The organism is Methanobrevibacter sp. (genome assembly GCF_045112895.1).
Classification (GTDB): domain Archaea; phylum Methanobacteriota; class Methanobacteria; order Methanobacteriales; family Methanobacteriaceae; genus Methanocatella.
Window position 1 is genome coordinate 1 of record NZ_JBGUIH010000019.1, and the last position, 12,645, is coordinate 12,645.

General features: G+C 32.6%; 14 protein-coding genes. 4 read left to right on the plus strand and 10 right to left on the minus strand.

Translation table 11 applies throughout. The annotated features are described in order from the left end of the window. The coding region (locus ACJMLD_RS03940) for a hypothetical protein (protein WP_405268177.1) at window positions 1-449 on the plus strand (449 nt) is incomplete at its 5' end. Between the two features lie 100 nt (window positions 450-549). On the opposite strand, the gene ACJMLD_RS03945 is transcribed toward ACJMLD_RS03940, so the two are convergent. From ACJMLD_RS03945 to ACJMLD_RS03955, 3 genes are read right to left on the minus strand one after another with little or no spacing between them, the layout of a single operon-like run. Beyond that, window positions 550-1,206 carry a TfuA-related McrA-glycine thioamidation protein gene (locus tag ACJMLD_RS03945; RefSeq protein ID WP_405268179.1) on the minus strand — a complete coding sequence of 219 codons (657 nt, stop codon included), beginning with the start codon at window positions 1,204-1,206 and terminating at the stop codon, window positions 550-552. 5 nt (window positions 1,207-1,211) lie between these two features. Then, window positions 1,212-2,414, minus strand: a complete 1,203-nt coding sequence (locus ACJMLD_RS03950) for a YcaO-related McrA-glycine thioamidation protein (protein ID WP_405268180.1) — start codon at window positions 2,412-2,414, stop codon at window positions 1,212-1,214. 1 nt (window position 2,415) lies between these two features. Beyond that, entirely contained in the window at window positions 2,416-3,057 is a 642-nt protein-coding gene (locus ACJMLD_RS03955) for a site-2 protease family protein (protein WP_405268182.1), read from the minus strand. Between the two features lie 49 nt (window positions 3,058-3,106). On the opposite strand from ACJMLD_RS03955, the gene ACJMLD_RS03960 reads away from it, so the two are divergent. From ACJMLD_RS03960 to ACJMLD_RS03970, 3 genes are all read left to right on the plus strand, one after another. After that, window positions 3,107-4,123 carry an aminopeptidase P family protein gene (locus tag ACJMLD_RS03960; protein ID WP_405268184.1) on the plus strand — a complete coding sequence of 339 codons (1,017 nt, stop codon included), beginning with the start codon at window positions 3,107-3,109 and terminating at the stop codon, window positions 4,121-4,123. 253 nt (window positions 4,124-4,376) lie between these two features. After that, window positions 4,377-5,114 carry a hypothetical protein gene (locus ACJMLD_RS03965; RefSeq protein WP_405268186.1) on the plus strand — a complete coding sequence of 246 codons (738 nt, stop codon included), beginning with the start codon at window positions 4,377-4,379 and terminating at the stop codon, window positions 5,112-5,114. Between the two features lie 152 nt (window positions 5,115-5,266). Then, the gene (locus ACJMLD_RS03970; protein WP_405268188.1) at window positions 5,267-6,232 is read left to right on the plus strand and encodes a DUF6270 domain-containing protein; all 966 of its coding nucleotides are present in this window, start codon (window positions 5,267-5,269) and stop codon (window positions 6,230-6,232) included. Between the two features lie 57 nt (window positions 6,233-6,289). Here ACJMLD_RS03970 and ACJMLD_RS03975 read toward each other — a convergent pair whose 3' ends face one another. From ACJMLD_RS03975 to ACJMLD_RS04005, 7 genes are all read right to left on the minus strand, one after another. Further along, on the minus strand, window positions 6,290-7,132 hold the full coding sequence (locus ACJMLD_RS03975) for a DUF2207 family protein (protein WP_405268190.1): 843 nt from the start codon (window positions 7,130-7,132) through the stop codon (window positions 6,290-6,292). Further along, on the minus strand, window positions 7,125-7,304 hold the full coding sequence (locus ACJMLD_RS03980) for a hypothetical protein (protein ID WP_405268192.1): 180 nt from the start codon (window positions 7,302-7,304) through the stop codon (window positions 7,125-7,127). Before ACJMLD_RS03980 ends, ACJMLD_RS03975 begins: the two co-directional genes overlap by 8 nt. A gap of 203 nt (window positions 7,305-7,507) precedes the next feature. Beyond that, window positions 7,508-8,143 (minus strand): 4'-phosphopantetheinyl transferase family protein, encoded by a 636-nt coding sequence (locus tag ACJMLD_RS03985; RefSeq protein WP_405268194.1) that lies wholly within the window; start codon window positions 8,141-8,143, stop codon window positions 7,508-7,510. Continuing rightward, the gene (locus ACJMLD_RS03990) at window positions 8,140-10,008 is read right to left on the minus strand and encodes a PP2C family protein-serine/threonine phosphatase (protein ID WP_405268196.1); all 1,869 of its coding nucleotides are present in this window, start codon (window positions 10,006-10,008) and stop codon (window positions 8,140-8,142) included. Before ACJMLD_RS03990 ends, ACJMLD_RS03985 begins: the two co-directional genes overlap by 4 nt. After that, on the minus strand, window positions 10,005-10,385 hold the full coding sequence (locus ACJMLD_RS03995) for an ATP-binding protein (protein ID WP_405268198.1): 381 nt from the start codon (window positions 10,383-10,385) through the stop codon (window positions 10,005-10,007). Before ACJMLD_RS03995 ends, ACJMLD_RS03990 begins: the two co-directional genes overlap by 4 nt. Next, entirely contained in the window at window positions 10,382-10,681 is a 300-nt protein-coding gene (locus ACJMLD_RS04000) for an STAS domain-containing protein (protein ID WP_405268200.1), read from the minus strand. Before ACJMLD_RS04000 ends, ACJMLD_RS03995 begins: the two co-directional genes overlap by 4 nt. Window positions 10,682-10,902: 221 nt before the next feature. After that, a complete protein-coding gene (locus ACJMLD_RS04005) occupies window positions 10,903-12,645 on the minus strand; it encodes an MATE family efflux transporter (protein ID WP_405268202.1) in 1,743 nt (580 codons plus the stop codon).

Here is a 12,645-nt window from a genome sequence, read left to right on the forward strand (position 1 = left end):
GTCCAGTTTTGGTAATTAGACTAGTTGATAATAGTGCTTTAAGTGTTCGTGCAAGATTATATGATGATTTTGCAGAACACGAAATTGTTTTGAACTCAGTTCTTACTTATTGGTGGGCCAATAATATGCCTCCAGCCATTAAATTCTTAGAACTTTTTGATTCAGTCATAAAAAGGACTATTAATGAGATAATGCCTCATAAAACTTTAAATATTCATTATGAGGTCAAGTCAAATGAAATTTTAGAAAAAGCTTCAGAAATTGAAGTTAATTTAATTTCCCTCTCAGCCGATGGTGTTGGTTTTAAAATCGAGAACGGATCCTTTTCTTTAAGCGGTATTCGTAAAGTCGAGCCCGACTTTGAGAGCAAAGAATTTTTAACCACATATACTCACAGTATTGAAACTCCTGATATCATTTTAGAGAAATATAGGGAAATGAAAAAGTGAGTTTCAATATCTTAATCCTTTTTTTTAATTATAGCTTAAATTATTTTAAATTCCAGTCTGGTTAAGTAGATTTTATCAGAAAACAGAATAACCTCAACAATTATTGTTCTAGAATATTTTTAATATGCATGAGTAATTCTTTTGCATCTTCTTTTTTAATATCAGGTGATGTTCGAATAAAATCAATTAGCTTCCCTTTGGTTTCATCATCTAAACTGGATGCGGCTAATGTTTCGGCATAGTTCCTTTTTGGATAGAATGTTCTTTTAGCAATAGTTAATAACTCATCTTTTTCTTCTTCTGAAATGATTTTTTCAGATACTGCATTCGTAAAAACATATTTCATATTGATTAACGGTTCTGAAAGGGCTTCCAAGGTTTCGGAATCAAGCATTACTGCCACATCATCATCAGAGTCAACTTCACCGCTGGCATACTGCTCGTAGACATATCCTATTCCGGTCATTCCCAAAGTGTCAAGTTCGGACGCCCGAAGAGCACCCATACTTGAAGCTCCAAAAACCCGAATTCCTCTTTTCATTACATTAAGTATTTCCTTATGTCCAACAGCAGAGTTTTGATGAAACACCCCATCAATGATTCCAATTATATCTGGATGTTCTTTAATGGCTTGAATCAAATTTCCTCTTTGAATTGGTCTTTTATAGATTATCTCAGCATTTTCAGAGCTGTCTAAAATCTCTTTTGCCTCATCAAAAGGAATTGATAAACCTGCATAGACTATAACTTTAACCATAAAAATCAGACTTTCAAAAATCTATAACCTGCCCTTGATGGATCAAGTGCAAAAAGTTCCATTTCAGGGATAATCACGCGAACAACACTTACATCAAGTTCAGGTCTTGTTAAATCGACATACAATATTTTTTCAATGTCATTGGCCACTAATTCATCTTTGACAATTTCAATGTCTCTTGTTATTGAAGATGTGCTTTTGTTTTCAATATCGCTTAATTTGATTTTTTCATCCTCTTCTCTGAAATAATATTTGTTGATTCTTTTCATTCGCTCATAGCCTGCTTCTCTTGCGAAATCCGCTCTCACAGTATCTTCACGAGCACCATTAATCTGTGTTGCCCTACTTTGAGCTACTTCAGTAAGGGCCCTTAGGATTGCAACTTCAGGGTCTAAATGTGAGCCCATGCCGAGTGTCAAAAGGCCTGCATCCCTTGTAACGGTATCATCAGCGGAAGCAGCTATTGTTGGAATCTTAACGTCGGCTGTAAAATCCATCAATTTGATTTTGATGCCTTCGCTTTCGAATTTTTCAATGATTCCATTAACAAGTTCGCTTTCAATGCTATCCAAATCGATTTGGGCATAATTCTTATGTGTAAGCTCAAAAATGCTCCAGGCGTCCCTTTCAATAACTTCAAGCATTCCATGCAATATAGCTTCTTCCAATATATTTCCAGAAGCAAGGCCATTGGTATTGGATTTAAATAAACTTTGAACTTGATTGTCATGAATGTAGGGATGGAAAATTGCATTGGTAGGAACATAGAAGTCTTCACCGGAAACGATGTCTTTTGCAATGCTCCACTCAAGTTGCATCGTTTCAAGATTCTCTTTTCTGAAATCTTTCGGCAAATTTAAGGAAACGGGGTCTATATACTCTCCTTTTTTAGATATCTCATCTAAATTAGCAACTATCACTTCATCATCATCTTGTTTTTCAGCGGAATACCTCTCAAAACCCTCCATCATCGCAGATGCTTTTGCATGGTCTTTGGTAATTCCTTTGCCTCCATAAATACTGATTGCACCATCTTCTGCAGTTGGCCTAATTGCAGTATAAATTGGAAGTCCAATCCTATCTAAGTCAGTTATGTCTGCAATACGGGTTATTCCAGCTATTTTTAGCTTATCTTCATTAATTTCAATAGTTTTTCTAGGAGCTATTACCCTATGTGTTCCTTTAAAATATGTAATCTCTTCACTCATGTTATATTCCTAAAATTAATCTAACGATATTTTCAACGCCCATTGTCATAGATAATGCAGTCATAATGCCTGCAATAGCTATTGTAACAATCCAAATTCCGATATTCCAAGTTAACACTTTTGATCCATCTAAGTTTCCAATAGGGATTAAGTTAAACACAGCCAAAAAGCTGTTGATTGAAAAACCTAGGGAGCATACGATGAATATCAATGCGGAAGTTCCGGAGTATAATGCAGAGGGATAAATCATTGTCGCTACCGCTAGGAAAACTAATGCAAGAACTATATTGACGATAGGTCCTGCAATGGATATTTTCCCATTGATTTCTTCAGTCATGTAATTTGCATAGGTATAGACTGCACCAGGTGCTGCAAATACGAATCCGAAAAATGATGAAATGAGTGCAAATAACAGTCCTTGAGGCCACAACTTAAATTCCGCCCAGTAGCCATATTTCATTGACACGAATTTGTGTCCAAGTTCGTGTAAGATAAAACCGAGCCCCACACCAACCATAACGATTGGTAACATGGCAACGATTCCTGAAGGATTTCTTCCAGCATATAATATTGCAAAACAAAGTGAAATAACGAAAAATGCAATTATTAAATCTTTTACTTCACTACTTGTAAATTTAAACATGATTTTTAAATATCTAATTTTATATATAAAGTTTTTTCTAATATTAACTATGGACTCACATATCGACAATATTTTAAAAGATTTGGAAAAAGATGATTTTCAAGCTTATTTGCTTACCCAATTTACAAATGTAGAATATATTTCAGGTTATAGGCCTACCAGCTTTGCTTTTTGCATTATAAAAGAGAATCCAATTATCTATGCATCTGGAATGGATATGGAGCTGGCTACTCGCGATTCAACAATAGAAGTTAAGGAATATGAATCATACAAGGTCATGATTGACGAGCTAAAAAAAGAAGGAATCAAAAGTCTTGCAATAGAGCCGAGTCTGCCCTTCAGCACTTATGTAAGATTTAGGGATGATTTTGAAATAGACTCAAAAACCTACATCGACAAACAAAGAATGATTAAAATGCCATCTGAAATTGAAAAGATTGCTGAAGCCACTGAAATCGCTCAAAAGTCATTTTTACAATTGGATATCTTAAATAATTCGGGAACTGAAAAGGAAGTGGCGTTTGATTTGGTTCGTCTGATGATTGAAAATGGCGCTTCAAAGGAATCATTCGACACAATCGTTACAAGCGGTCCCGCTTCAAGCCTCCCTCATGCAATTCCACAGGACAAATCCTTGGACCAGCCAATTCTAATTGATTGGGGTGCAATTTTTGAGGGGTACTGTTCCGACAATACCCGTACAATGGTCTATACGGAGCGCCAACAGGAAATTTGGGATATAGTTGCCGAAGCGCATGACAAGGCGATAAAATCCATCAAACCCGGTTTAAAATGTTGCGAGATTGATAAGGTGGCCCGCGATATAATTGAGGATTATGGGTATGGCGATAAGTTCATTCACTCAACAGGCCATAGTTTAGGACTTGATATCCATGAAACTCCAGGGTTTTCACTCCGTGACGATACGATAATCGAAAAGGGCATGGTAATTACTGTCGAGCCGGGAATATACTTGGAAGGTGAATTCGGAGTTCGCTTGGAAGATACGGTTTCAATTTCTAAAAGTGCAGATGTTATTGGGAATCTGCCGTTGGATATTGTTTAATCTTGACACATATATAAAAAATATTCCATTTCTTTTTTTTCGCATAATTATTTATAGTATTTATAGTTAGAAATATTATTGTCAGAATATTTATTTGAACTTTTTTCAAATTTTAAATATAATATTCTATTTTCAGATAATATGATAAGTTATCTATTAGGCATATTTTGGTTTATAAATCAGGTATGTTTGGTATTGATTTGTTATGGTTCTGAAGTGGATTTTTAAGAAATTTGAGGTGTTTATTTTGATTATGAAGAATAAACTATTATGTGTTCTATTATTATTGGTGTTTGTAGTGTCAATTGGTGCCGTAGTTGCTGAAGATGCTGCAGATGTTTCTGAGGAATTGGCAATTGACAATGGGGATGAAGATATTGCGGTAACTGAAGATCCTGATGATGTTCTCGCAGTAGATGAAGAAGAACAACCTTTGCAAGTTGGTGAAGATGCAGAAACTGCCGGTGCCGCTGCTGATGCAGAAGATTTGACCGACATATCCATAAAAGTCGATGTTCTTGATAAAAATATTAAAGCGGGAGATGAATTTAGAGTTAAAGTTACAGTAACCAACGATGGAAATAATCCTGCTGAGAATGTTGTTGCAGGATTTGCATTCATAGACCTTTTAGAGGATCCGGACCCTAGTTTCCAATTAGTTGATGATAATGGTTATGCTGTATATCCGTATGATGGTGGATTTATAGTTGAATTTGGATTCCTTGATGTTGGTGAATCTCAAGACGTTATTTTAACATTCTTGGCAACAGAGAGCGGTGAAAAGATGATTGTTGCGGGTGTAGGTGCAGATAATAGCGATATTAATTATCCGGGCAGTTATTATAATACCACCATTACTGTTGGAGAAAGTTCAAATCCTTCCAATAATAAAGACAAGGTTAGTTCAGCTAAAACCGCATCCACTGGTAATCCGTTGGCCCTTTTAGGATTAGCATTATGTGGTTTAGTTCCTTACTATCGTAGAGATTAAAGTTTAATTGGGATTGCTTCAATCCCTTTTCTTTCTATTTTTTTTAAAAAAACAAAATCTGCATTTTTTTTGACATTATGCAAAAGTTTAATTTAATAATTCTTTAATAAATTTAATCATCAAATCATTTTTTAATATTCAATGTGGTTTTAATGAAAGCGGAATTTTCGACATTAGGGTCTTGTTCTTCAAGAAACATTTTCAACAGTAATCTGAATAAGAATTATAAAGATTATTTTAATATCAATCATTCTATTGAAAGGGTAAGCATGATTAGCTTAATGTCCAATTCCATTGAATACGATTCTAATTTAATCAATTCTGGCCATGAATATGATAATGTTTGCGTTACTGAAGACTTATCAAAGAGATATCTTCATTCCATTAAAAATGAAAATTTTGACTATATCCTTTTAGACACGTTTTTTGATGTTAACTTCAATGTTATTCAAGTCAATCAGGATTCATACATTACGGAGTCATACAGCTTAAAACACACGGATATGCATGATGAATTCATTGGATGTAAGCGCATCAGCATTTCCGACAACTCTGACGAGTATTTTATATTATGGAAAAAATACTGTGATTTGTTTTTCAGCTATTTGAATGAAAATTCTGAGGATACAAGAATTATCCTAAACTGTTCCAGATCAGTGTATAGGTATCGCGATAATAATTCAATCATCGAAGATTTAAAGTTAAAAAATGAGTCTTTATCATCTAATAGGTATCAAGATATTTTAGATAGTCATATCCTTGAAAATTATGACGTTGAAGTCTTGCCATTCAATTATAATACGTTATTGGATAGAAATCATATTTTTGGCATAGCCCCAACTCATTTTGAATCAGATTATTATAGGCAAAAGACTGTTCAACTGAAGGACATTATCCGAATGAACGAATTATTTGATTATGGTGATGAAGCATATTCTAATTTTAGAAGTTTAAAAAGAGAAAATGCAATACTTAAAATGAAACTATATGATTTGAATGAATTTGAAGTTCATGAATTGAGGGATGAAAATGCAAAGCTGAAAGAGGAAATTGATTCAATTTTAGGGTCAAATAGCTGGAAAATCACCAAGCCGTTAAGAAACTTAAAAAAATTATAAATAGGATTATTAATGAAGTTCTCAACTTAATATCCTATAAATTCAGCTTTTGTTTATTTATCCTCCGCCGGGAATGGTGTATTTGTCATTCACACCATAAAATATTCCAGTTCCTTTGCTTTTTTTGCTGACATTGGATAATGCGTTATCAAATATCAAATTTAGGAGTTTATACCCGTCTTTGTCAATGAAATTGCATACAGTTGAGTTATTATCTCTTAGGCCGGAAGCATCTTTTTCAATGTTAAAACAAGCGGCATAAATTATTTGAGTGGCATTCTCATCAGCAGATTCAGGAGGATACTTTCCAGTCAATTCTTCTGATTTCAGATAGTCCTGGAAACTTTTCCATTGTCTTTTAATGTCCTTTCCTTTATCGCTAAATTTGCCATTAGCCAAAATGTCTTTATAATCTTTAGAATCATAGTTGTTTTCATTTTCAACGGCTTCTTTAAATGAATAAAAATCCTTGTAAAAGTTATTGGCCACTGCAGTGTTTTTGCTTTGTTTGTACATGTCTTTTAAATTGAATTTTTTTGAGTTATTCATTCTTTTTAGCAGATTTATAGCTATTGATTCGGATGTTTTCAACTCGCCCTTATTTGCGATTCTAAGGGTAATGTTCTTCATGACTTCCAGGTCATCTTCATTTGGTTTGCCGTTAATATTATAGGAATTGCCATAGTTGATTTCACATTTAATCTGATTTTCATTAATAAGATTGAGAATTGTGAGTGATAGGCAAGGAATGTCAATTTCACGATTGTTCAATCGCTTATTTCTAAATAATGTTGCGACTATCGGATAGGAATCATCACTAGGTGGATTTTTAATATTTTTATTTTCAGCATTTTTCTTATTCAAACCTAACATCCTAATCTCTCCTTTTGTTTTATTCATTTTTTAAGGATTCTACATATGCCTCATGAATTTCTTCTGCTAATTCATCGTTTCCTTCAATTATTGGGCAGGTATAATCACAATCCTTGCAAACGCATTGGGACCAATTTTGTGGAATAATCCAATCAATATTCCTGGATCCGCATCTTGGACAAATTTTATGCATCTTCATTTTTTATTCTCCAATATTGTTTTCAATGTTTTTTTGATATCACACTTAGTAATTGTCTGTAGAAGATAATATATAAAGTTTTTTGAATGCAAGCACTCACTTTCATCTTAAAATAAGAAATTAAGGTTTAATTAATGTTTTTAATCAAAATTGTTTTCTAACTTTCATTTTTGGCATGTGTTAACATTAAACCAAACGGCATATTAGATGTATAGTTCATTGACATCGTATTCAATCAGCTCGGATATTTCATAGTGGCTTGCAATGCCAATCTTGTAGTTTTCAATATCAAATAAATTAAATATTAAATTTTCATCATCATCCTTAAGCCGGATTTTGTCTTCAAGCAGTATTTCAAAGCTGTCCAATTCCAAATTCATTCCAAGACCAGTGTATTTCATGTAACTTTCCTTCAAAACCCAATATCTGAAAAATTCGTCTGAAGGATTATCGGATTTCATGATGCTTTCATATTCTCTGTTGTAGAAATAATTTTTGGCTATGTTTAAATCGATTTCAGAGTCAATATATTCAACGTCAACTCCAACTTCCATATCAGATATTGCACATAAAACTATTTTGCCGGAATGGCTTAGATTAAAATGGATGTTGTCATGGTTTGAGATGTATGCCTTGCCATATTTTTCAGTTTTAAAAATAGGATTTGTGATATTCTTTTCATCAAGCAGTTTTTTCAAAAGAAGATAGGCTCCAGCACTCAATTTTTTATCCTTTTCAAATCTATAAAAGTCGATTTTTTCCTTGCGGATTTGAGAAACTAAACAGTAAGTTTTTTTTAAATCTAGTTTTTCAACATTACAATAAGCTACTTTAATCATGATTTGTCCTTTAGATAGAGTAGTGTCATGTCATCATATTGATCTGTGCCTTTAGTAAAATCTGAAATATCTTTTAACAGCGGGATAATTGGATCATTATCGCTTTCAAATCCATTAAAGAATTTCACCAATCTGTCTTCACCGTACATTTCATAATTGTCATTATTGGCATCGGTTATTCCATCAGTGTATAACACTAATTCATCTATTAATGTTATTTCTTCTTTTACATAGTCAAAGTCTTCCATAATTCCTATAACGATTCCAGTATCAATGTTTAAGTATTTGAATTTGCCATTGTCTTTCATTAATGGAGGGTTATGTCCAGCATTTGAAAATGTTATCGCTTTTGTTGTCTTATTATAGATTCCTAGCCATAATGTGATAAACATTGATTCAGGATTTTTTTTACTTATTTGGTTATTCAATGAGTATAAAACTTTAGACGGATCTGACTCATGTTTAAGCAATTGTTTGATTATGACTTGAGTAATCATTGCCATAATTGCAGCTGGAATGCCCTTGCCTGATGCGTCACCGATTACAATGGCCAGATTATCATCATCTATCATATAATAATCAAAGAAGTCTCCTCCAACTTCTTTTGCAGGGTGTGAATAACCGTTAACGATAAAATCATCATTATCTATGGGTTCGGTTGGAAGGGCGGACGCTTGAATTCTAGTTGCAATATCAAGTTCAGCATTAACACGCTCCTTTTCGCCTTCAATTTCACGAATGTTTTCAATATAATTGTTGTTATGTTTAATCAGGTCAGTATAGGAGCGAGCAAGGGTTCCGATTTCTGTTTTTTCATTAATGTATTTTGAATAAATGTCTATTAATCCTTCTGCTTCGATTTTTTCGTTTTCATTAATGAATCTTTCAATTTCAGAAAATGACGAAATAGGTTTGATTACTTTTCTTTCAACATATCTTAAACTGATAATGCCTGGAATAAAAAATACGATTAAAAGCACATCAGTTATGATGAGCAAGGGCATCAAGTGCATGTAAACATTATTATTGATATGGATTACAAAATTATAACTTAAAATAGAAATTAATGTTCCGAAAATGGCAATAGCTAATGTTATTGTGAGAAAATTCCGAATAATCTTTTCAGTTATCGTGTTCTCATCAGTTGGTTGGATTTCATATTCAAAGGGTTTTGTCAGATAGCCGAATAATAAGATTCCGACCAAGATTATTTCTCCGATTATAATATTTTTATCTACAGTTGTTATTATGGATAGGGATGTTATTATGGTACTGATGATTAATAAATAAAAAATTATCCGATATAATTTTCTGTTAACTGTCCTTTTTGCTGTTTTAGGGATTTCTATAAAATCAATTCTGTCTGAAAGCCAAATGCTTATTATTCCAAAAATAAATGCAATGTTAATGAAGTTTAAGAGATATGAAATGGAGTAGTAGGTAATTAGTTTCTTGTTAATAAATACTCCTATCAGATTTCCATGGATTACGGAATAAATGAGTCCGCATATGAATATGCTTGATAAAAATAGGCTGAGATGGTAAATATTGTCTAATTTAGGTTTTGTAATTTTTTTGGTTTTAAAACCAGAATACCAGAGTTTATATGCCAAACAGGAAACTCCAAAGCTAAAAATGGCTGAAGGAATTATTTCGATTGGGGTAAATTCATACAACAGATCCAACATTATATTCGCAAGCACTGCACCTAAAGCACCATATGGGCCAAATAATAAACCTAAAACAAATAACAGTCCAACATGAGGACTTTCCAGTCCCAAATCCCAGAAAAATGTTGAAAATAGAATATTAACCACAATCATTAATATGAAGGAGACCAATATTTTTTTTAGTTTAGCATTCATTGTTCCACTTTTTTGATTATCTTTAAGTGATTTTCGCCATTCTCATGTTGGTATTCAAGTTCATCAGCAATTTCTTTTGTTAAAAGGATCCCAAGCCCTCCGATTTGAGCTTCATCAATACTTTCAGGAGTTTTTAAATCTTCCTTTGAAAGGGGATTAAATTGAATTCCATTGTCAATAAATTCCAAAGTCAACGTTTCATTTTCATACTCAACATTAACTGTAATGAAATCTGTTTTCGAATAATCAACAATATTTACAAATATTTCTTCAACGATTAAGTTAACCTGAAGGTTTTCCTGAGGAAGCTTATCTAAGATAAACGCATTCAAGTTGTATAATTCACGTATTTCAGGTTTTAATGTGATTGAATTCATTCTATCTTTAGAATTTTATCAAAACCAGACATTCTAAATATTTCGCCAACTGCATCATTTACATTTCTGATAACAAATGGAACGTCATCTGCTTTTAGTTTCTTTTGAGTTGCAATCAAAACTCTAAGTCCTGCACTTGAAATATATTCTAAATCAGTAAAATCCACAATTAATGAATTGAAATTTCCGAATTCATCATTTATCTCATTTTCCAATTCTTGTGAAGTAATTGTATCAATCCTGCCTTCAACATTTATTGTCAGTTCTTTTTCATCATAATTTTTAGTAATGTTCATGATGTTCCCTTCCAGATATGCTGTTTTTTAATAAAATATTTATTATTTTGCAATAATCTAATATATGAAGGTTATAATAGAAAAGTATTATGATGATTTGATAAATTCTCTTAATTTAAACTGCTTATCCTACACTTCCTCAACACTCAAAGGATACTCTTTTATCATTACTGCATATTTTTTTTGCATAAAAACTGACAGACAAGTCGGTACATTTAGTACTATCTGCCTATGGTTATAACAGTGCTGTTTAGCCCTAAAACACGCGCATAATCTACTTTATCAGCAATTTTATTTAAAATTGCAATATTTGAAAATTCATCGCCCTCATCAATAACTGTTGGATTGAACTCTTTTCCTTCATCTTTTATAGATACGACAACATTATCCTCTGTAATATTAATTATAAAATCAATGCTCTTTAAATCATCATTGTTTTGAATAATATATCCTAACATGTCCTCTATAACCAAGGATAAAAGATTTATTGACCTCTTATCCAAAATGTCCTCAAATGTTTTTGACATATCTTTAACAAATGTTACTACATCGTTGATATTAGCATCCAAACTAAATTCGTATTGGTCTTTTAATGAATTGTCTTTTACTAGCAATAATCCATTATATTCTCCGTTGGTTTTTTTCTCAATGAATTTAACTGTTATCAATATGCAGATTATTGTGATTATTTCTGCTAAAACAAAAGATAACCAAATTGCAGTTGGTCCGAATAGGGTTATCAATGGATAAATGAGTCCGATAGGTAAAATTAAACCTTCAAGAGCGGATATTAATAATGAAAATGACTTTCTTTTAATTGACTGCATATAGAACATCATTAAAAATGTAATTGCATTTCCGACATAACTTAAAGCGTACAGTCTAACGGCAGTCAATACTAAATCCACATCAACGCCTTGTTTTACCGAATACATCAGGACTGCAAGTTGAGGATACGCAACAAAGATTGCTGACATGACAAAACTTGAAATTAAAACTATTTTAAATGATTGTTTCATCAAATGGATCACTGTATTGTAGTCCTCTTCATTATAATAAATTGAAACTATCGGAGACATTGATTGGGCTGTGCCTATCAGGAATATGAATAATATGAATAACAGGTTCCTGCAGATTCCAAATGCTGCAAATCCGGAACTTCCCATCAATGAACCGATGACATTGTTGAATACAAGTAAATTTATGGTTAAAAATAATTGTGAAGAGGAGGATGAAAATCCTAAAACTAATATGTCTTTCAGATGATTGAATAGTGTGGAAATTTTATATTTGGCTAAACCAACAATTTTCATGGTTCTATCATCCATAAAGAAATATCTCATCAAGTATAGGGTACCTACAATAAAACCTGTTGAAGTTGCCAGCCCTGCACCAAAAATGTCCAAATTAAAAACAGAAATATAAACAAAATCAAAAAACAAATTCACAACATTTGCCAATAATAATGCCTTAAATGCCATGTTTGGTTTGCCGTCAACACGAACAAAATATGATAGTCCCATGATGATGAATATAAATGGGATTCCTATAATATACGCTGTGAAATAATCTTTAACAAGAGGTATGATGCTTGCAGTGCCACACAATAAGTTTATTAGGAGGTCCTTGCTTAAAAAACAAATCAAAGCAAATAAAATCCCTAAAATGATAAGGGAAAAGAATGCAATTGTAAAATAAAGATTTCCCTTTTCTTCATCATGATTACTTTTTGCAGTAGAACTTATTAAGCTTCCTCCGAAACCAACCATCCAATATAACAGATTAATGAATGTCAAAACCGGAGCCACAACTTGAATTGCAGAAATATTTATCGCACCAATTAAAAAACTGACAATCAATGAGTCTACAACCATACTTATATTTGTGGACATTGACATTAGCAGTGTTGGAAGGAAAAATTCTTTAAACTTCCTATTTATTAAATCATAATTTCGCCCGTACAT